Consider the following 20,348-nt stretch of genomic DNA (forward strand, 5'->3'; position numbering starts at 1 on the left):
CTTTCACAAAGATGGGCCGGGAAATATTTTGACACAAACTAGATTTTGAGAGTTACCCTCAAATCATGGTTGCTATCACTTCCTCCCGTCGCTGGTGGGCCCTGGCCGCGCTGGTGCTGAGCGTCCTCGTCATCGGACTGGACGCGACGATCCTGAACGTCGCCCTGCCCACGCTCGCCGTGGACCTCGGCGCCTCGACCGGCGAGCTGCAGTGGATCGTGGACGCCTACCTGATCCCCTTCGCCGCCCTCCTGCTCCCCGCCGGCGTCCTCGGCGACCGCTTCGGCCGCAAGCGCCTCCTCCTGACCGGGCTGGCCGTCTTCGGCGTGGCCTCGCTCCTCGCCGCGACGGCCGGGGGTTCGGCGGCGCTCATCGCCGCCCGGGTGCTCCTCGGCGCCGGGGGCGCCCTGATCATGCCGCTCTCCGTGTCGATCCTGCCGAGCCTCTTCCCTGCGCACGAGCGTTCGAAGGCCATCGCGGCCTGGTCGGCGGGGATGGCCCTCGGCCTGCCGCTGGGACCGATCCTCGGCGGCTACCTGCTCGACCGCTTCCACTGGGGCTCGATCTTCCTGATCAACCTCCCCGTGGTGGCCGTCGCCCTGGCGGCGGCCGCGGTGCTGCTGCCGGAGTCGCGCGACGAGCGGCGGCCCCGCTTCGACCTGCCCGGCGCGCTGCTCTCGGTCGGCGGGCTCGCCGCGCTGGTCCACGGCGTGATCGAGGCGCCCTCGGCCGGCTGGACCTCACCCGCCGTGCTGGTCCCGCTCGCCGCCGGCGTGGTCCTGCTCACCGCGTTCGTCATGGTGGAGGCCCGCTCCCCCGCGCCCATGATGGACCTCCGCCTCTTCACCGACCGGGTCTTCCTGTGGGGCTCCGCCGGCGCGACCCTCGTCTCGCTGGCCATGATGGGCGTGCTGTTCGTGGTCCCGCTCCACCTCCAGGCCGTCCTGGGACACGACGCCTTCGGCACCGGGATCCGCGTCGTGCCCATGGTGCTCGGCCTGATGGCCGGCGGCCTGGCCGGCGAGCGCCTGCTGGGCCGGCTGAGCCTGCGCGTGCTCCTGCCGGCCGGCCTGGCGCTGCTCGCCGGCGGTCTCGCCCTCGGCGCCCTGACCGGCGCCTCCTCCGGATACGGCTTCATCGCCGTCTGGCTGACCGTGGCGGGGGCCGGCGTGGGGCTGGCGATGGTCCCGGCGATGGACGGCGTGCTGGCCGTACTGCCCCAGGAGCGGGTGGGCGCGGGCTCCGGCACGCTGCAGGCGCTGCGGCAGGTCGGCGGCGTGCTCGGCGTCGCCGGACTGGGCAGCCTGCTCTCCGCCGGCTACGCGGACGGGCTGCCCGGGGGCGCTCCGGAGGCCGCACGGGACTCCGTGGCCGCCGCCGTACGGCTCGGCGACCCCGTGCTCGCCGCCGCCGCCCGGGAGGCCTTCACCGGCGGCATGAGCGATGTGCTGCTGGTGTGCGCGGCGCTGGCCGCGGCGGGCGCCGCGGCCGTGGCGGTGTTCATGCGCGCGGACGACGCGCGAGAATCTGCGCATGAGCTCACCTCCGCGCCCTGAGGGACTGCGCGAACGCAAGAAGGCCCGGACCCGGCGGACGATCCAGGAGCAGGCCCTGCGACTGTTCGCCGAGCAGGGCTACGAGGCGACGACGGTCGAGCAGATCGCGGAGGCCGCCGAGATCTCGCCCAGCACGTTCTTCCGCTACTTCCCTACCAAGGAGGACGTGGTCGTCCAGGACGACTACGACCCCGTCATGCTGGCCGCGCTGGCCGCCCAGCCCGCCGGCCTGGACCCGGTGCCCGCGCTGCGCGCCGCGATGCGCGAGGCGTTCGCGCAGATCCCCCCCGAGGAGGAGGAGCAGATCCGGGCCCGCACCAGGCTCCAGCTCAGCCACCCCGCGCTGCGCGCCCGCGCCGTCGACAACATGATCGCCACCATCGACGTGTTCACCCGGGCCCTCTCCGCGCGCATGACCCCCGCCCCCGCCGGCCGTGCCGCCGCCGACCTGCTCGCCCGGACGGCGGCCGGGGCGGTGGTCGGCGCCATGCTGGCCGCGCTGTTCTCCTGGGCCGAGAGCGACGGGACCCGCCCGCTGGCCGACATCGTCGACGAGACCCTCGCCCTCCTGGAGTCGGGCCTGCGTCCCTGACCCGGCCGCGTCCGGCACGGCGCGACCGCTCCGCGTACGGCGGCGGCCTCCGCCCGGCGACCGCGCCGCCCGCCGGGCCGGGGCCCGCGCGGAGACCCCGGCTCAGCCCGCCCGCGCGGCGATCTGCGGGCTGATCCGGACGGCCCCGGCGAAGTTCCTCGTGCTGACCGGGACGAGCTTGACCACGTCGCCCGTCCGCGGGGCGTGCAGCATCTTCCCGTCGCCCCAGTAGATCGCCACGTGCGAGACGTAGCCGGGGTTGGTCGGATCGTGCCGCCAGAACAGCAGGTCGCCCGGCTGGGCCTGGGAGAGCGGGATCTGCGGGCCCGACACGAACTGCTGGTGCGTCACGCGGGGGACCCTGACGCCCGCCTGCGCGTAGGCCCACTGGACCAGGCCGGAGCAGTCGAAGGTGTCCGGCCCCTCGGCGCCCCAGACGTACGGGCGGCCCAGCTTGCCGATGGCGGCGGTGAGCGCGGTCCGCACCTGGTCGGGGTGCATGAAGGCCGAGGCCGGCCAGATCTTCCGCGGCGCGGCCTTGAAGACCGGGTTGATCGCGACGACCTGGCTGCCCTTCGGCAGGACCTTCAGCAGGGCCGCGCGGAGCCGGGCGGAGTCGGCCCCCGGGGCGCTCACCACCAGGGCGTTGTTCTCCGGGATGCCGAGCTCGCGCGCCGTCCGCCGGGAGACCACCGCGTCGATGGCGCCCATGCCCATCGTGGCGTAGGCGCCCACCCGCAGGGCGCGCCCGCCGCTGGCGACGGTCCGGCCCAGCTCCAGGCCCCCGTCGTTGCCGAGGACGAAGGAGACGGCGACCTCTCCCGCGGCGACGTTGCGCCAGAGCTTGTCGGACGTGGCGGTCGGCTTGGGGGTGTAGGCGCGGAACGTCGAGGGGTCCACCCCCAGCGTCTGCACCGGCTTGTTGTCCATCGTGACCTCGGCCGCGTCGGCCCGCTCGATCGCGCGGATCCCCTTGATCCGCGCCGCCCGCGCCACGACGGCGGAGCTCAGCGGCCGGTTCGCGACCACGAACAGGTGCGGCTTGCGCATCTCGGTCAGCGGGGCGACGGGCGGCGGGGCGACGGGAGAGGAGACGGGCGCCGCGGCCTGCGTGGTGCGGGCCAGCTCCCGCCGGTCGGCGGGCCGGCGGGCGGCGACGGTGTCCGCACCGCCCCGCTCAGGCGTCCGCTCCGGCATCCGGCTCAGCACCACCAGGTCCGCCGCCAGCACGCCGACCAGCAGCACCGCGATGGCCGGCACCGCGATCGCCGGAGCGGCCCGGCCCGGCGCGCCGGCGGTGCGCCCGCCGGGCCGCAGGCGCGGGCGGTAGGCGAGGTCGTGGCAGACCTCCCGGACCACGTCGGAGACACGCGTCCGCCGATCGAACACGTCGGCTCCCCCTCGGTCGAACTCCGTCCGTTCCGCCTGACCGGCTCTCATCGGAGCGGCCCGGCTCCACGAGCCTGCCGTACTCCGCCGCCGGATGCACGCGAACCCGCCAAAACAGTCACTACCCGCGTCATGGTCATCGGCGGGGATGAAAAACCCCCCGGAGACATGGCGATCCGCCGGAACCCTGTCCCGGCGGATCGGTCCGGCCGTCCTCGCGGGTCAGTTGCCGCCGTTGTACGGCACGGCCTCCAGGATCTCCACCGTGTTGGAGCGGCCGTTCGGCATCGTGTAGGTGGCCTTCTCGCCGACCTTCTTGCCGTTGATCGCCGCGCCGAGCGGGGACTTGGGCGAGTAGACGTCGATCGGGGCGCCGCTCTCCTCGCGGGAGGCCAGCAGGAACGCCACCTCTTCGTCATCGCCCTCGAACCGGACGGTGACGGTCATGCCGGGCCCGACGACGCCCTCGGTGCGCGGCGCCTCGCCGACCTTGGCGGTGTCCAGGATCTGGCGGAGGTGGAAGATGCGGGCCTCCATCTTGCCCTGCTCGTCCTTGGCGGCGTGGTAGCCGCCGTTCTCCTTGAGGTCGCCCTCTTCGCGGGCGGCCTCGATCTTCTTGGCGATGTCGACGCGCCCGGGCCCCGAGAGGTATTCGAACTCCGCCTTCAGGCGGTCGTACGCCTCCTGAGTGAGCCAGGTGACGCTCTCGATGTGGGAGTCGGCCACGGGTTCTCCTTGCTTCCTCTGTGGGGCATAGTGCTGGGGACGAGCGGACGGTCGAATCTCGACAGGCTAACAAGTTAGCCGAGCGAACGCTTCCCCAAATGTCTCACTATACGAGATAGCAGTACTCGACGTCAGCGGAAGTGGCCTGAGCACTGGTCTCTAGCCGTTCGGTAAGCTGGAGATATCCCTCACCAGCGGGAATGTCCAGCTCTCGGCTCCCGACCTCCGCGTGGCCGACGTCCATGGCGCGCAACCGGCACACGGCGGCCCGGTCGGAGGGCTTGATCACCTCGAAGGTGATCTGCGCGGAGTCGGGCCGGCCGACGTCGAACGCGATGATCTGCTTGATGACCTCGGTCTCGCCCTTGGCCGCCCACATCACGTAACCCCACCCGCCCGCCGTCACCGCGCACAGGATCGCGATCACCACGTGGACGACGAAGCGCCCCCGGCGCTCCGGACGGTCGGGGAGGTCGCCCGGGGTGCCGAGAACGGGGCCCTCGAATCGGCCCTTGCCGGCCTCGCTGGTGGCCATGACGGAATCTCCCTGCACTACCTCGGCGTTATCCGAGACAATTGTCCCTCGCGGGGGCCCCGCTCTCGCGACCGCCATAGAGAAACTAGCCTCTCCCTGGAGTGATCCAGGCCAAGCCGCGAGGCCGGCGGGGGTCCGAGCCGCACCACTGAAAGAGGAGACGTCGAGCCCGTGAGTGCACCGCTGAGACTGATGGCCGTTCACGCGCATCCCGACGATGAGTCGAGCAAGGGCGCCGCCACGATGGCGCGCTATGTCGCCGAAGGCGTGGACGTGCTCGTATGCACCCTCACCGGAGGGGAGCGGGGCTCGATCCTGAACCCCAAGATGGACCGCCCCGACATCCTGGAGAACATCGGCGAGGTCCGGCGCCTGGAGATGGAGCGGGCGCGCGAGATCCTCGGCGTGAAGCAGCGTTTCCTGGGTTTCGTGGACTCCGGCCTGCCCGAGGACGAGACCGAGCCGCTGCCGGAGGGGTGCTTCGCGCTGCAGCCGCTGGAGGTCGCCGCGGCGCCGCTGGTCGCCGCGGTCCGGGAGTTCCGGCCGCACGTCATCCTGACCTACGACGACGACGGCGGCTACCCGCACCCGGACCACATCATGACCAACCGCGTCTCGGTGGAGGCCTTCGAGGCCGCCGGCGACCCCGACCGCTATCCCGGGGCGGGCGAGCCCTGGCAGCCGCTGAAGCTCTACTACCACATGGGCTTCACCAAGGACCGGTTCGAGGCGCTGCACGAGGCCATGACCGCGCGCGGCATCGGCTCGCCGTACGCCGACTGGATCGCCCGCTGGGAGGACCGCCCGCAGAAGTGGCCGGTGACCAGCCGCGTCCCCTGCGGCGACTACTTCGAGGTCCGCGACGAGGCCCTGCTCGCGCACGCCACGCAGGTCGACCCCGACGGGTTCTGGTTCGTCTGCCCGCGCGACCTGCAGCGCGAGATCTGGCCGACCGAGGACTACCACCTGGCCCGCTCCCTGGTGGACACCGAGCTGCCCGAGGACGACCTCTTCGCCGGCATCCACGCCGACGAGGTCAGCCACGCCTCCTGCCCCTGACCCGACCACGGACCCGCGGTGGCAGACTTGACACGTGATTGCATTCGACACCGTCCCCAAGGGTGACGTCAGCCCGGGTCTCCTGGGGTTCCTGGTCGTGGCGGCGATGGGCCTGGCGCTCTTCCTGCTCGTCAAGTCGATGAGGAAGCAGATCTCGAAGATCGATCTCCCCTCCGAGACCGACCGGGAGGACGCGGACACGAAGCCGGACGGCGCCGTCCGGACCGAGTAGTCCCGGGGCCCGCGCGGGCGGACCCCGGTCCGGCCGCGGCACGGCGGCCGGACCCTCCGCGGGCGGCGGCCCGCACCGGCGGGCACCGGCCGGCCGGGCACGCCCGCCGCCGGCCGGACCGCGCCCGCGGACGTCAGCCGCCGTCCGGACCCCGTCGGCGGATGTCAGTCGCCGAGCGCGTCCGTCGACGACCAGGCCCGCTCCAGCGCCCGGGGCAGGCCCCAGTGACCCAGCGGGGTGAGGATCCCGCTGCGGTCGACGACGCCCAGCGACTCCCACAGGGGCGTGACCGCGCCGAAGAGCGCCTCGGTCGCCTCCAGGTCCTCCGGTTCGTCCATGTCGACGTCGATGTCGTCGGACTCGGCGATGAGCCGTGCGATCCGCTCGGGCGAGGCCAGCACCCCGGGCCCGCGCCTGGCCAGCGCGGCCACCGCGGCCAGCCAGTCGGCGTGGTGGATCGCGCACAGCGAGGCCAGCGCCGAGTCCTCGGCGCTGAGCTCGTTCTCCACGTCGGCGAACTCCTCCACCGTGTCGTCGTCCTCCGGCAGGTCGGAGACCGGTCCGGCGATGCCGGCCGCGACGGCCAGCCAGAGCTCCTCGTCGCCGGCGGGCAGCGGCCCGTCGCCGTATCCGGCGCACGCCCGCAGCACGTTCCCGGGGTATCCGGGGTCGGCCAGCACCTCGCGCAGCCTCGCGCAGGCGGCCCGCAGCTCGGCCTCGGGCCGTACCGGGTCGGGCAGCTCGGCGAGGATGCGCCGCAGCTCGTCGAGGGCGAACGCCTCCTCCTCGTCCCAGGCCGCGAACAGCTCCTCGTCCTGCTCGTCGCTCACCACGAGCCCGGGGACCCGGCCGTCGGGGAGCGGGCCGGACAGCCACTCCTCCTGCAGGTCCTCGTACGCCTTGCGGGCCGCCTCGTCGCCCCGGGCGAGCGCGTCCGGGTCGATCTCGCCCGCCGCGACCAGCTCCTCCAGATGGGCGACCAGCCGGCCGAACATCTCCCCCGCCACCGGCCCCCGCTCGTCCTCCTCCGGCCAGACGAAGAAGCTCCGGGTCAGCAGCAGCGGCTCGGTCCCGGTGGCCTCCAGCCAGCGCTGCACGTCGCCGATCGTCGCGCTCCCGGACTCGATCGCCCCCAGCGTCGTCCTGGCCGACTCCCAGAAGGCCGCCGAGAGCGGGTTGCCCGCCGCCAGCATGGCCCGCCGCAGATCGGCGAGGGCCACCAGCGCCACCCCCGAGGGCACCGACAGGAGCGCGCGGGCGACATCGCGCCGGGTCAGCTCGGACGCCGGGCGCCCGGCGTGCACACAGATGAAGTCGAGGTCCACGCCCGCTGAGCCTACGCTCCTCCCGCGCCCGGCGGGAGGACGGCCGCCGGGCCGCCGTCCCGCTCCGCGCCGGGCGGCGGCCCGCACCCGCGCTCGCGGGCCGGACCTGATCTCCCCGCCGCCGGTCTAGGGTGGGCGGACGGGGTAGGACCCCTTACGCGGGCGGTCAGGCCCGTGCCTCGCCCGCGGGAGTCGCACCATGAACCGGTTGAAGGACGCCACCAGTCCCTACCTCCTCCAGCACGCCGACAACCCGGTCCACTGGTTCGAGTGGGGCCCGGAGGCCTTCGAGGAGGCGCGGCGGCGGGACGTGCCGCTGCTGGTCAGCGTGGGCTACTCGGCCTGCCACTGGTGTCACGTCATGGCGCACGAGTCGTTCGAGGACGACGGCACCGCGGCGCTGATGAACGAGCACTTCGTCAACGTCAAGGTGGACCGCGAGGAGCGGCCCGACGTGGACGCGGTCTACATGGCGGCCACGCAGGCGATGACCGGTCACGGCGGCTGGCCGATGACGGTCTTCGCCACGCCGGAGGGCCACCCCTTCTACACCGGCACCTACTTCCCCCGGCCGCAGTTCCAGCGCCTGCTCGTCGGGGTCTCCAACGCCTGGCACAACGACCGCGAGGCCGTCCTCACCCAGGGCTCGAAGATCGTCGAGGCGCTGAACGAGCGCACCGCGTTCCCGACCGGCCCGGCCCCCACGGCGGAGACGCTGGACCAGGCGGTGCGCAGCCTGGCCGAGTCCTTCGATCCGGTCCGCGGCGGTTTCGGCGGGGCGCCCAAGTTCCCGCCGTCGATGGTGCTGGAGTTCCTGCTCCGGCACGGCGGGCCGGACGCGCTCCGCATGGCGGAGCGCACGCTGGAGGCCATGGCCAGGGGCGGCATCTACGACCAGCTCGCCGGGGGGTTCGCCCGCTACAGCGTGGACTCCGGGTGGGTCGTGCCGCACTTCGAGAAGATGCTCTACGACAACGCGCTGCTGCTGCGGGTCTACGCGCACTGGTGGCGCTCCACCGGTTCGGTGCTGGGCAGGCGCGTGGCCCTGGAGACCGCCGACTGGCTGCTGTCGGAGATGCGCACCCCGGAGGGCGGTTTCGCCTCGGCCCTGGACGCCGACAGCGAGGGCGTGGAGGGCAAGTTCTACGCCTGGACGCCCGAGGAGCTGCGCGAGGTCCTGGGGCCCGACGGCGACTGGGCCGTCGGGCTGTTCGAGGTGACCGGGACCTTCGAGCACGGCACCTCGGTGCTCCAGCTCCTCGACGACCCCGACGACCCCGCGCGGTTCGAGCGCGTGCGCGCCGCCCTGCTGCGGGCCCGTTCCCGGCGGGTACGGCCCGGCCGGGACGACAAGGTCGTCGCCGCCTGGAACGGCCTGGCCGTCGCCGCGCTCGCCGAGGCCGGGGCCCTGTTCGACCGGCCCGACCTGGTGGCGGCGGCCCGGGAGGCGGCCGTGCTCCTGGACGGGCTGCACCTGGACGGCGACCGGCTGCTGCGCACCTCGCGCGACGGCCGGGCGGGCGGGAACGCCGGCGTCCTGGAGGACTACGCGGACCTGGCGGAGGGGCTGCTCTCGCTCTACGCGGTGACCGGGGAGGTCCGCTGGTTCCGGCGCGCGGGGACGCTGCTGGACACGGTGCTCGACCGCTTCGCCGACGGCTCCGGCGGGTTCTTCGACACCGCCGACGACGCCGAGCGGCTGTTCCAGCGGCCCCAGGACCCCACCGACAACGCCGCCCCCTCGGGCCAGTTCGCCGCGGCCGGCGCCCTGCTCTCCTACGCGGCGCTGACCGGTTCCGCCCGCCACCGGGAGGCCGCGGAGGCGGCCCTCGGCACGGTGAGCGTGCTGGCCCCCCAGCACGCCAGGTTCGCCGGATGGGGTCTGGCCGTGGCGCAGGCGGCCGTCACCGGTCCCGTCGAGGTGGCCGTCGTGGGCCCCGCCGGCGACCCGGCCACCGCCGCGCTGCACCGGGCCGCGCTGCTGTCCGCCGTCCCCGGCCTGGTGGTCGCGGTGGGCGAGCCCGGTTCGTCCGGGGTGCCCCTGCTGGAGAGCCGGGGACTGGTCGACGGCTCCCCCGCGGCGTACGTGTGCCGGGGCTTCACCTGCAGGATGCCGGTCACCACTCCGGCCGCGCTCAGGGCGGAGCTGGGCGGCGCCGTCCGGACCTCCTGAGCGTCCGGACCTCCTGAGCGCGGCGCCGCGCGCCGGGCTTCGCCGGGGTGCGGCGCCGCTCCCGGGACCGGAGCCCGGGGAGGCCGGCGTGCTCCCGCGTCCGGTCAGCCCACCGGGACCGCGGCCTGACCGGTGGACTCGGCTCCGCCCTCGCCCCCGCCTCCGGTTCCGTCCCCGGGGCCGGGCTCCGGCTCGTCCGGCGCCGGGACCGTCGGCTCGTCCGGCGGTGGGGGAGCGGTGGGCTGCCCGGGGTCGTCCGGAACGTCCGGCTGGTCCGGCGTGGGGACGGTCGGCTCGTCCGGCGCCGGGGAGGCCGGCTCCTCCGGGACGGGGTCGCCCCGGAGGCCGGGGTCGCCGGTCCCGGTCTCCGGATCGCCCCGGTAGCCGGGGTCGTCGTCGGTGTAGGGGGCGGAGCGGCCGTAGGAGGACGGCTCGGGGAACTCCTCGACGGGCTTGCCCGCCATCGCCTCGGCCATGAAGGCGCGCCAGACCTGGGCGGGGTACTGCCCTCCGGACTGGGTCATGCCGCCCACGACCACCGGCTTGTTGTCGTCGCGGAACATGTTCACCGCGACGGAGAGCTGCGGGGTGAACCCGGCGAACCAGGCGGACGCCGACTTGTCCGTGGTGCCGGTCTTGCCGGCCGCCGGGCGGTCGTAGAGGCGGGCCGCCGTACCGGTGCCGCCCGTGACCACCTGGGTCAGCGCGTGGGTGACGTCGGCGGCGGTCCGCTCGGAGAAGACCCGCTCGCCCTTCTCGGTGATCTTCAGCCTGCCCTCGGCTCCGGTGATCGAGCGGATCACGTGGGGCCGGCGGTGCACGCCGTCGGCGGCGAAGGTGGCGAAGCCGGAGGCGTTCTGCACGGCGCTCACCGAGGCCACGCCCAGCGGGAGCGTGGCCGCGTCCCGGTGCGGGGTGAGCTGGTCGACGGGGATGCCCGCGGCCTCGGCGGCCTCGGCCACCTCGTCGAGGCCGACCTGCTGGCCGAGGTCGACGAAGGCGGTGTTCACCGAGTGGCGCATGGCCCGCACCAGGTCGACCCGGCCGTAGGAGGCGCCGCCGGAGTTGGGGATGGGCTTGGCGGCGGAGGCGACCCGCATCGGCGAGTTCCCCTCGACCCGGGTGCCGAGGTCGAGGCCGTTCTCCAGGGCCGCGGCCAGCACGTAGGCCTTGAAGGTGGACCCGGCCTGCACCTCGGCGGAGAAGGCGTTGTCGAACTTGTTGGCGTCGTAGTTCCGGCCGCCGTAGAAGGCGACGACCTCGCCGGTGCCGGGGTCGACGGCGGCCAGGCCGGTGCGGACCCGCTTCGGGGTGTTCTCCGGCAGGACCGAGGTGACGGCCTGCTCGGCGGCCTCCATCAGCTTCCTGTCGAACGTCGAGACGATCTTCAGGCCGCCCTGGTTGACGTCCTCGTCGGTGTAGCCCCGCCGGCGCAGCTCGGCCATGACCTGGTCGAGCATGTAGCCCTCCTGGCCCTCGGGCTCGAAGACGTCCCTGGGCTTCTTCAGCTTGGGGAACTCGGTCTTCGCGGCCTCGACCGGGGTGATCGCGCCGGTCTTGACCATGCCGTCGACCACCCAGCGCCAGCGGGACCTGGCCGCCTCCAGGTCGTCGCCCCGGGGGTCGGCGAACCTGGTCGGCTGCTGGATCACCGCGGCGAGGTAGGCGCCCTCGGAGAGGGTGAGGTCGGAGACGTCCTTGCGGAAGTAGGCGTCGGCCGCGGCCTGCACGCCGTGCGCGCCCCGGCCGAAGTAGATCGTGTTGAGGTACTGCTCCAGCACCCAGTCCTTGGACTTCGAGCGGTCCACCTTGAGGGAGATCATGATCTCTTTGAGCTTGCGGACCGCGGAGCGCTCCTGGCTGAGGCCGCTGTAGTAGTTGCGGACCATCTGCTGGGTGATCGTCGAGCCGCCCTGGAGCTGCCTGCCGCTGACCGTCGACCACACGGCGCGGGCGGTGCCCCGCAGGGAGACGCCCTGGTCCTGGTAGAACGAGCGGTTCTCGGCGGCGATGACGGCGTTCCTGAGGCTGCGCGGGACCTTGTCCAGCTCGACGGTCCGGCGGTTGACGCCCTGCTTGGCGAGCACGGTCTTGCCGTCGCGGTAGTAGATCACCGAGCCCTGCGCGGTGGCCGCGGCCTGCGTGCTCTCCGGGATGGGGGTCATCGCCCACGCCACGGCGAACAGGCCGGCCGCCGCCACGACGCCGGCGCCGAAGACGACCAGCGCGACCCGCAGGAACCTCCTCCTGCGCGGCCGTGCCTTCCCTTCGCCCTTCAACAAGCGTGCCCCCGATCCGGCCCCGCGACCGACCCCCGTCAACCGCGCGAACCGTTAAGGGTAAACGGTGGATAACGGTGCCTGATTCCCTCTTGGGATGGTACGGCTAGCTCTCTGCCCGGTGGGGGACGTCTGACACCAAAGGCATCACCCGATAGGGCACAGGAGTGTCCAAGGCGATCACCGAGGAGGTCCTGACCACGCCCTGGACGTCGACGATCCGGTCGATCACCCGCTGCAGGTCGGCGTTGCTGCGCGCCACCACCCGGCAGTGCATGTCGTCGCCCCCGGTGATCGTGTGCACCTCCAGCACCTGCGGGATGGCCGCGAGCTGGACCGCGACCGGGTCGTGCCCGCTGACCTGGCGGATCTGCAGCGTGACGAACGCGGTCACGTCGTAACCGAGCGCGGCGGGATCGACGTCGGGGCCGAACCCGGTGATCACACCCCGGGCGATCAGGCGGTCGAGGCGGGCCTGGACGGTCCCCCGCGCCACCCCGAGCCGGCGCGAGCACTCCAGGACGCCGAGCCGGGGCTCGGCCGCCAGCAGGTTGATGAGCCGGGCGTCGAGCTCGTCGATCGTCATGATGTACAACCACTCCTCGCTGACCGGCCGGTAACTGTGCAGATTGTCCACCAGAATAAGTAACTCTTGCGCAGGAAGACCACTGAAACCGACAGTATCCGCATGAGCGACATCTTTCCTGTGAACGGCATGGACGCCGTGGTCTTCGCGGTCGGCAACGCCAAGCAGGCCGCCCACTACTACTCCACCGCGTTCGGCATGCGGCTCGTGGCCTACCGCGGCCCGGAGAACGGCAGCCGCGACGAGGTGGCCTACGTCCTCACCTCCGGCAGCGCCCGCTTCGAGCTGCGGGGCTCCCTGCGGCCGGGCACCGACCTGGCCCGGCACGTGGCCGAGCACAGCGACGGTGTGATCGACCTGGCCATCGAGGTCCCCGACGTGGAGGCCGCCTACACCCACGCGCTCGCCCAGGGCGCGCGCGGGCTGGCCGAGCCGTACACGCTGGAGGACGAGCACGGCAAGGTGGTCATGGCCGCGATCGCCACCTACGGCGAGACCCGGCACACCCTGGTCGACCGCTCCAACTACAGCGGGCCGTACCTGCCCGGCTACGTCGCGGCCGAGCCGCTCGTCGCCCCGCCGGACGTCAGGAACGGCCGCCTGTTCCAGGCCGTCGACCACTGCGTCGGCAACGTGGAGCTCGGCCGGATGGACGAGTGGGTGGAGTTCTACAAGCGGGTCATGGGCTTCACCAACATGGCCGAGTTCATCGGCGACGACATCGCCACCGAGTACTCGGCGCTGATGTCCAAGGTCGTCGCGGACGGCACCCGCAAGGTGAAGTTCCCGCTCAACGAGCCGGCGGTCGCCAAGAAGAAGTCCCAGATCGACGAGTACCTCGAGTTCTACGGCGGCCCCGGCGTGCAGCACATCGCGCTGGCCACCAACGACATCCTGACCACGGTCGACCACATGCGCGCGGCCGGGGTGCAGTTCCTGGACACGCCCGACTCCTACTACGACGACCCGGAGCTGCGCGCCCGCATCGGCGAGGTCCGCGCGCCGATCGAGGAGCTGAAGAAGCGGAAGATCCTGGTCGACCGCGACGAGGACGGCTACCTGCTGCAGATCTTCACCAAGCCGGTGCAGGACCGCCCGACGGTGTTCTTCGAGCTCATCGAGCGGCACGGCTCCCTCGGCTTCGGCAAGGGCAACTTCAAGGCGCTGTTCGAGGCCATCGAGCGCGAGCAGGAGCGCCGCGGCAACCTCTGAAGCCCGGCCGCCCGGCCCTCCCGGTCCGTCCACCCGGCCGGCCCGCGGTCCGGGAGGGCCGGACGGGCCGGACGGGCCGGACCGGGAGGGCGCCGGACCCGGCTCCCCGGATGGCCTGACCTGGCCGGGGCCGCTCGCGTAGTCTGCGAACGCGCCCCGGCACGGTCCGGGCCGGAAGGGGGACATCCAGACCATGGCGTCGACGACGTCACGCAGGCGGGCCCTCGCGGCGGCCGCCGTGCTGCTCTGCACGACCACCGGCACGGCCGCCTGCTCCTCCCCCGGCGGGGACGGCGGCTCCTCCTCGCCCGCCGCCGGCAGGACCGTGCCGTCCGGCGCCACCGCCCCGCAGCCGGACGGGACCGGCGCCCTCCCGCCCGGGGCCGGCGCGCCCGGGATCGGCGACCCCGACTTCCCCTCCGACGGCAACGGCGGCTACGACGTCGCCCGCTACCGCCTCGTCCTCGGCTACGACCCCGCCACCCGGCACCTGTCCGGCACCGCCGGGATCCGGGCGAAGGCCACGCAGGAGCTGACCCGCTTCAACCTGGACCTGTCCGGCTTCACCGTCGGCCGGGTCACCGTGGACGGCCGGGCCGCCGCGTTCGAGCGGTCCGGGACCGAGCTCACCGTGATCCCCGGCCGGCCCCTCCCCGAGGGGGCCGACTTCACCGTCGAGGTCGCCTACGCCGGGGAGCCCAAGCCCGTCACCGGCTCGTCCAACCTCGGCACCTACGGCTTCATCCCCACCCGGGACGGCGCCTTCGTCACCTGCGAGCCCAACGGCGCCAAGACCTGGTTCCCCGGCAACGACCACCCGGCGGACAAGGCGCTCTACGAGTTCGAGATCACCGTCCCGGAGGGGATCACCGCGCTGGCCAACGGCGAGCTCACCGGCGAGCCGGTGACCCGCGGCGGGAAGACGACCTACTCCTGGCGGGAGGACCACCCGATGGTGACCTACCTGGCCACCATGACGCTGGGGAAGTTCACCCTGCGGGAGGGGAAGACCGCCTCGGGCATCAAGAACCTGGCCGCCGTGGACCCGCGCTTCCGCGGCTCGCTGGACAAGCTCTACACCCTGTCCGGGAAGATCACCGACTACTGGGCCACGGTCTTCGGCCCCTACCCGTTCTCCTCGACCGGCGGCGTGGTGGACGACTTCTCCGCCGGTTACGCCCTGGAGAACCAGACCAAGCCCATGTACGGCGGCTTCTCCCCGGGCGAGGGCATCATCGCCCACGAGCTGGCCCACCAGTGGTTCGGCAACAGCCTCAGCATCAAGCGGTGGAAGGACCTCTGGCTCAACGAGGGCTTCGCCACCTACGCCGAGTGGCTCTGGGAGGAGCACCAGGGCGACGCCACCGCCGAGCAGACCTTCCGCCTGCACTACGCGGCGCCCGCCGGGGACGCCATCTGGAAGTACGCCCCCGGCCGCGCCAGGCCCGACGACCTGTTCAACGACTCGGTCTACACCCGGGGCGGCATGACGCTGCACGCCCTGCGGAGGAAGATCGGCGACCGGGACTTCTTCGAGCTGCTGAAGACCTGGAACCGCGAGCACCGGTACGGATACGTCACCACGGAGGAGTTCACCGCGCTGGCGGAGAAGATCTCCGGGAAGGAGCTCGACGCGCTCTTCGACGCCTGGCTGTTCCAGGAGAGCAAGCCCGCCGCCTGAGCACCCGCGCATGCGCGCCGTACGGCGGGCCGCACGTCCCGGCCGGTGCGCCGTACGGCAGGCGCCTGCCGTACGGCGCACCGGCCGGGACGGCCCGGCGCGGGCGGGTCAGGCGGAGACGATCCGGTAGCCCTGCTTCCTGAGGGAGCCCAGCACCTCCTCGGCGTGGTCGGGTCCCCTGGTCTCCAGCTGGAGCTGGACCTCGACCTCGCCCAGGTTGACGCCGACCCGCTCGTGCGCGATGTCCAGCACGTTGGCGCGCAGCGCCGCCACCTCGGCCATCAGCACCGCCAGCGTGCCCGGCCGGTCGGGCAGCGAAAGGCGCAGCGTCAGGTAGCGGCCCGCCGCGGCCAGGCCGTGCCGGAGCACCTTCACCAGCAGCAGCGGATCGATGTTCCCGCCGGAGAGCACGACCGTCACGGGAGGCTCGAAGACCTCCGGATGCGCCATGACCGCCGCCACCCCGGCCGCCCCGGCGGGCTCGACCACCTGCTTGGCGCGCTCCAGGCAGAGCACCAGGGCCCGGGAGATCTCCTGCTCGGTGACCGTGACGACGCTGTCCACCAGGTAGTGGATCAGCTCGAAGGGCAGCTCCCCCGGCTGCCCCACCGCGATGCCGTCGGCCATCGTGGTGGCGGGCCGCACCGTGACGGGGCGCCCCGCCGCGAGCGAGGCCGGGTAGGCGGCGGCCCGCTCGGCCTGCACGCCGACGACCCGCACGCCCGGCCGGAGCGACTTGGCCGCCAGCGCGACCCCGGCGGCGAGCCCGCCGCCGCCGACGGAGACCGCGATCGTGCCGGTCTCCGGGAGCTGCTCCAGGATCTCCAGCCCGATGGTGCCCTGCCCGGCGACGACGTCGGGGTGGTCGAAGGGGTGGATGAACACCGCGCCGGTCCGCTCGGCGTGCTCCCGCGCGCCGGCCAGCGCGGTGTCCACGCCGTGCCCGGCGAAGACCACCTCGGCGCCGTAGGAGCGGGTCGCGGCCACCTTGGGCAGCGGCGCCCCCTCCGGCATGTAGACCGTCGCCTCCGTCCCCAGGAGCCCCGCGCCGAGCGCCACCCCCTGGGCGTGGTTGCCCGCGCTGGCCGCCACCACGCCCCGCCGCAGCTCCCCGGGGCCCAGCCGGGCGATCCTGACGTAGGCGCCGCGCACCTTGAACGAACCCGAGCGCTGGAGGTTCTCGCACTTGAGGTGGACGGGCCCGCCGAGCAGGTCGGACAGCACCCGCGAGTGCACCACCGGGGTCCGCAGCGCGACGTCGGTCAGGAGCTCCCGGGCGGCGAGCACGTCCTCGAAGGTCACCTGCGGTGCTGACGACATGGCGGCCATCCTCTCATCCCGCACCGGCGCGGCGAGGTGCGCGGGATTCCCGTCGCGCCCCGTGCCGTCCGGGCGGTTGCCGCGCCGGGTCGCGGAAGGTTGCCGGTGAGGTGCAGGCCACACGGAGAAACCCTCAGTTCGCACGCCCCGGGCCCGATGGGCGGGTCACCCGGTCCGTCCTCCGCCGGGATCCCGAAAGGAGTGGTCCCGATGAGAGACGCTTCGGGCGCGGTGCGGCCCGGGTGGGTCCTCCTCACCGTCGCACTGCTGCTCGGCACGCTCCTCCCCGTGCCCGCCTCGGCCTCGTCCCGGCTGAAGCCCGCCGCGGCGGGGACCCGGGCGATGTGGCTGTGGGACGTCGGCGCGGTACGGCCGGCCGACGTGCTGGCCTGGGCGCGGGCCCGCGGCGTGAAGGAGGTCTTCGTCCACGCCGACGCGCGGCTGCCCTCCGACGCCTCCCGGCTGGCCCGGCTGCGGGAGCTGAAGCGCAGCGCGGACACGGCGCGGATCCGCCTGACCGCCCTCGGCGGGGATCCGCGGTGGGCTCTGGACCACGCGGCGGCGCGGGCCTGGCAGCGGGCCGTCCTGGGCACCGGGTTGTTCGCGGGCAGCCACGTCGACGTGGAGCCGTACGTGCTGCCGGGCTGGCAGGCCGACCAGCCCGCGCTGGTCGCGGGCCTGCTGCGGATGCTGCAGCTGCTGCAGGCCGACGACCGGCGCCCGCTGGAGGCCGACGTCCCGTTCTGGTACGGCACGATCCCCGCCGGTCCGCGCACCACGCTGGCCGACGCGGTGCTGGCGCGGGTGGACGCGGTCACCGTGATGAGCTACCGCGACACCGTCAGCGGGCCCAACTCGCTGACGGCCGTCGGCTCCGACATGCTCGCCCGCGCGGGCCGCGCCGGCCGGCCGGCACGGCTGGCCGCCGAGACCTCCCCGCTGGCCGACTGCCCCCACTGCACCTTCCACGAGGAGGGCGCCGCGCGCATGACCGCCGCCCTGGCCGAGGTCGACGCGATCGCGCGGGCGTATCCCGCCTTCGCCGGCATCGCGGTCCACCACTACACCGCCTGGCGGGCGATGCGTCGCTGACCGGGGTGCCGCCCCGGTCGGCGGCGTCATCGCCGGCCCGGGTGCCGCCCCGCTCGTCCGTGTCATCGCCGGCCCGGGTGCCGCTCCCGGCCGGCGCATCGCCCTCGGTCGCGGGGTGACCGGTGGTCCCGCTGCCCGCGGGTCTCAGCCGCGGGGCGACCAGTAGCGGTCGGCGGCCAGGACGAGGGCGGCGGCGCCGACGAGTCCGGCGTCCTGGCCGAGGGCGGCCGGGACGACGCGCACGCGCCGGGCGAAGTCCAGCCGGACGTGCGCCCGGAGGGTCTCCTCCAGCGGGTCGAACAGCAGCCGCCCGGCCTGGGACAGGCCTCCGCCGATGGTGACGACGTCGAGGTCGCACAGGTGGGTGGCGGAGGCCACGGCCAGGCCCACCGCCCGCCCGGCCCGCTCCATGGCGGCCAGGGCGATCGCGTCGCCCGCGGCGGCGTCGAGCGCGAGCCGCCGCCCGCTGGCCGCCGTGGCCTCCACATAGGCCGGACCCGCCGCGCCGGGGGACCGGATCCCCGCGGACTCCTCGGCCTTCGCGGACTCCTCGGCCCCGGCGGCCCCCGCGGACTCCTCGGCCCCGGCCGGCTTCGCGGCTCCGCCCGCTCCTGCCGCTCCCACCCCACCCGCGGGGTCCGCCGTACCCGTGGGGCCCGCCGTACCCGTGGGGCCCGCCGTACCGGTAGGGCCCGCCGTACCGGACTCCGGGGCGCCGGAAGCCCTGCCCGGGACCCAGCCCTGTTCCAGGGCCCAGGCCGCCAGGCCCGGGCCCCGGGCGACGGCCTCCAGGCAGCCGCGTCCGCCGCACTCGCAGGCCGGTCCGTCCGGGTCGACCACGACGTGCCCGATGTGCCCGGCGTTGCCGCTGCCGCCGTCGATCAGCCGGTCGCCGAGGATCAGCCCGCCGCCCACGCCCGTGGACACGACCATGCCGAGCATGTTGGCGCTGCCCCGGCCCGCCCCCCGCCAGTGCTCGGCGGCGGCCACGCAGACGGCGTCGTTGTGGATGCGGACCGGGACGCCGGGGAAGCGGGCGGCCAGCCGGTCGCGGAGCGGGAAGGCCCGCCAGCCGGGCATGTTGAGCGGTGAGACGGCCCCGTCGGGCCAGGTCATCGGGCCGCCGCAGCCGATCCCCACCCCGTCGACCGGGGTGTCGCCCGCGACGGCGCCGATCAGCGCGTCGAGCGCCTTCCACAGGGTCTCGGCGTCACCGCCGGGCGGGGTCGCGACCCGCTCCGCCGCCCGGACGTCTCCCTCGGAGCCGACCAGCGCGGCGGCGAACTTCGTCCCGCCGATGTCGACGGCAAGCACTGATCGCGGCATTCAGCGATCATACGGCTGGCCGGAGGGCGGGCGGGAGGAGAAGACCAGCAGGCTCGCGGTGAACCCGTGCACGTGGTTCTGGCCCCCGACCGGGCCGATCTCCCCCGCCGAGAAGAACCCGGCCACCCCGACGGGCCCCAGGATGTCGCTGACCGCCGTCGTGTCGTGATCGGCGCTGCCGAACATGGCCGAGCCCCGCCCGTTGCACGCGAACAGCAGCGCGCCCTCCACCCTGCCGAACTCCTCGCGGTGCGCGTCGAGCAGCTCGTAGAGGTCCTCGTCGGCGGTCGCCGCGTCACGCACCTGAAACCGGACGGTGCGGCCGATGTCCACGACGTCCCCGATGGCCACGGCCTCGCGGTCGGGGTCGATGCCGAGCACGCCCCGGATCAGGAAGTCGCCGCGCTCGTGCCGCTCGGCGTACTCGTCGATGGCGATGCCGATCTGCAGCCCGGCGGCGACCAGGTCGCGGTCGTCCTCGTCCAGCGCGCTGACGATCTCCTCCAGCCGGGCCAGGGCGGGCTGCCCGGCGAGTTCGAGCAGGAGGTTGTCCTCCGTCCCGGTGACAGCCATGGACGGGCCGATCGGGCGGCAGCCCTGGCTGACCACGGTGCCGACGTTGACCTCGCCGCCGAGCAGCACCCCGACGGCCCCCTCGGTGTAGACCTTGCCGTCGGCGAACAACCGCACCGCGCCCCGGCCCTGCAGCGAGTTGGCCAGGCCGCCGATCAGCGGGAGGCCGCCGAGGACCTCCCCCGAGCGCTCGACGAAACCGTCCGTCGGGAAGCTGTAGGGATCGGCGAACATGATCGCCACCCGGTCGTCCGGGACGCGCTCCGGCAGGCCGACCACGACGAACTGCTCCTCCGTGCGGAGGCTGTCCAGCGCGAAGGTCGTCAGCCTGGCCCCGTCGAGGACGGCGGCCCAGGCGCTCACCGCCGGGGTGATCTCCACCCCCTGCCCGTCGCCGATCACCCCGGTGGAGCTGCAGCCGACCACCGCGGCGCCGGGGACCATGCTCATCGCGCGCAGCCCCGCGCGCGAGACGTCGTCGGGGTCGTCACCGCAGACGAAGAAACAGACCAGGTCCGGCGGCTTGTCCAGGCCGCGCAGAGCCTGGTTCACCGCGGATTCCGCCGCCGCGACCAGGTCGGAGCCCACGGCGAGACCGTCGGCGAAGCGGCTCGTCAACAGCGCCACTCGTCTCGCCTCCCTCATTGTGTGCGAAGCCTTCCCGCCCGGAGTCCTCTCCGGACCGCCCCGGC

General features: G+C 73.8%; 17 protein-coding genes. 8 read left to right on the top strand and 9 right to left on the bottom strand.

Features of this window, described 5'->3' with window-relative positions; translation table 11 throughout:
• Positions 1-65 precede the first annotated feature (65 nt).
• A complete protein-coding gene (locus HS048_RS00280) occupies positions 66-1,556 on the top strand; it encodes an MFS transporter (RefSeq protein WP_230880669.1) in 1,491 nt (496 codons plus the stop codon).
• Positions 1,534-2,148: a TetR family transcriptional regulator gene (locus tag HS048_RS00285; RefSeq protein WP_196465772.1), complete on the top strand. Its 615-nt coding sequence runs from the start codon at positions 1,534-1,536 to the stop codon at positions 2,146-2,148. The genes HS048_RS00280 and HS048_RS00285 overlap by 23 nt, the downstream gene beginning before the upstream one ends.
• A gap of 102 nt (positions 2,149-2,250) precedes the next feature.
• On the opposite strand, the gene HS048_RS38645 is transcribed toward HS048_RS00285, so the two are convergent.
• The 3 genes from HS048_RS38645 to HS048_RS00300 all read right to left on the bottom strand — a co-directional run bounded on the left by HS048_RS38645 (position 2,251) and on the right by HS048_RS00300 (position 4,798).
• Entirely contained in the window at positions 2,251-3,537 is a 1,287-nt protein-coding gene (locus HS048_RS38645) for a C40 family peptidase (RefSeq protein ID WP_191895251.1), read from the bottom strand.
• A gap of 222 nt (positions 3,538-3,759) precedes the next feature.
• Positions 3,760-4,263, bottom strand: coding sequence for a transcription elongation factor GreA (gene greA / locus HS048_RS00295; protein WP_068901175.1), 504 nt, complete (start codon positions 4,261-4,263; stop codon positions 3,760-3,762).
• 106 nt (positions 4,264-4,369) lie between these two features.
• The gene (locus HS048_RS00300; RefSeq protein ID WP_068901479.1) at positions 4,370-4,798 is read right to left on the bottom strand and encodes a DUF4307 domain-containing protein; all 429 of its coding nucleotides are present in this window, start codon (positions 4,796-4,798) and stop codon (positions 4,370-4,372) included.
• Between the two features lie 171 nt (positions 4,799-4,969).
• Here HS048_RS00300 and mca point away from each other — a divergent pair, with 171 nt between their 5' ends.
• Positions 4,970-5,857 (top strand): mycothiol conjugate amidase Mca, encoded by an 888-nt coding sequence (gene mca, locus HS048_RS00305; RefSeq protein WP_068901173.1) that lies wholly within the window; start codon positions 4,970-4,972, stop codon positions 5,855-5,857.
• Between the two features lie 34 nt (positions 5,858-5,891).
• Complete coding sequence (locus HS048_RS00310; RefSeq protein ID WP_068901171.1) at positions 5,892-6,089, top strand: hypothetical protein; 198 nt, start codon at positions 5,892-5,894, stop codon at positions 6,087-6,089.
• Between the two features lie 164 nt (positions 6,090-6,253).
• Here HS048_RS00310 and HS048_RS00315 read toward each other — a convergent pair whose 3' ends face one another.
• Entirely contained in the window at positions 6,254-7,414 is a 1,161-nt protein-coding gene (locus HS048_RS00315) for a hypothetical protein (RefSeq protein WP_068901170.1), read from the bottom strand.
• A gap of 199 nt (positions 7,415-7,613) precedes the next feature.
• On the opposite strand from HS048_RS00315, the gene HS048_RS00320 reads away from it, so the two are divergent.
• Positions 7,614-9,587, top strand: a complete 1,974-nt coding sequence (locus HS048_RS00320) for a thioredoxin domain-containing protein (RefSeq protein WP_196465774.1) — start codon at positions 7,614-7,616, stop codon at positions 9,585-9,587.
• Between the two features lie 104 nt (positions 9,588-9,691).
• Here HS048_RS00320 and HS048_RS00325 read toward each other — a convergent pair whose 3' ends face one another.
• Positions 9,692-11,869, bottom strand: coding sequence for a transglycosylase domain-containing protein (locus tag HS048_RS00325; RefSeq protein WP_196465775.1), 2,178 nt, complete (start codon positions 11,867-11,869; stop codon positions 9,692-9,694).
• Positions 11,870-11,972: 103 nt separating this feature from the next.
• Positions 11,973-12,452, bottom strand: coding sequence for an Lrp/AsnC family transcriptional regulator (locus tag HS048_RS00330; RefSeq protein WP_068901476.1), 480 nt, complete (start codon positions 12,450-12,452; stop codon positions 11,973-11,975).
• A 102-nt stretch (positions 12,453-12,554) separates the two neighbouring features.
• On the opposite strand from HS048_RS00330, the gene hppD reads away from it, so the two are divergent.
• Positions 12,555-13,664, top strand: a complete 1,110-nt coding sequence (gene hppD / locus HS048_RS00335) for a 4-hydroxyphenylpyruvate dioxygenase (RefSeq protein WP_068901164.1) — start codon at positions 12,555-12,557, stop codon at positions 13,662-13,664.
• Positions 13,665-13,857: 193 nt separating this feature from the next.
• Positions 13,858-15,345: a M1 family metallopeptidase gene (locus tag HS048_RS00340; RefSeq protein WP_196465776.1), complete on the top strand. Its 1,488-nt coding sequence runs from the start codon at positions 13,858-13,860 to the stop codon at positions 15,343-15,345.
• A gap of 108 nt (positions 15,346-15,453) precedes the next feature.
• Here the strand turns inward: HS048_RS00340 and ilvA are convergent, their stop codons facing one another.
• Entirely contained in the window at positions 15,454-16,665 is a 1,212-nt protein-coding gene (gene ilvA, locus HS048_RS00345; RefSeq protein WP_196465777.1) for a threonine ammonia-lyase, read from the bottom strand.
• A 210-nt stretch (positions 16,666-16,875) separates the two neighbouring features.
• On the opposite strand from ilvA, the gene HS048_RS00350 reads away from it, so the two are divergent.
• Positions 16,876-17,757, top strand: coding sequence for a hypothetical protein (locus HS048_RS00350; RefSeq protein WP_196465778.1), 882 nt, complete (start codon positions 16,876-16,878; stop codon positions 17,755-17,757).
• Positions 17,758-17,901: 144 nt separating this feature from the next.
• Here the strand turns inward: HS048_RS00350 and HS048_RS00355 are convergent, their stop codons facing one another.
• Together HS048_RS00355 and HS048_RS00360 are read right to left on the bottom strand one after the other, a co-directional pair.
• Entirely contained in the window at positions 17,902-19,083 is a 1,182-nt protein-coding gene (locus tag HS048_RS00355; protein ID WP_196465779.1) for an ROK family protein, read from the bottom strand.
• Entirely contained in the window at positions 19,084-20,283 is a 1,200-nt protein-coding gene (locus tag HS048_RS00360) for an FIST N-terminal domain-containing protein (protein WP_231647527.1), read from the bottom strand.
• Positions 20,284-20,348 lie beyond the last annotated feature (65 nt).

Origin of the sequence: Planomonospora sp. ID91781 (assembly GCF_015711595.1) — a bacterium.
GTDB lineage: Bacteria > Actinomycetota > Actinomycetes > Streptosporangiales > Streptosporangiaceae > Planomonospora > Planomonospora parontospora.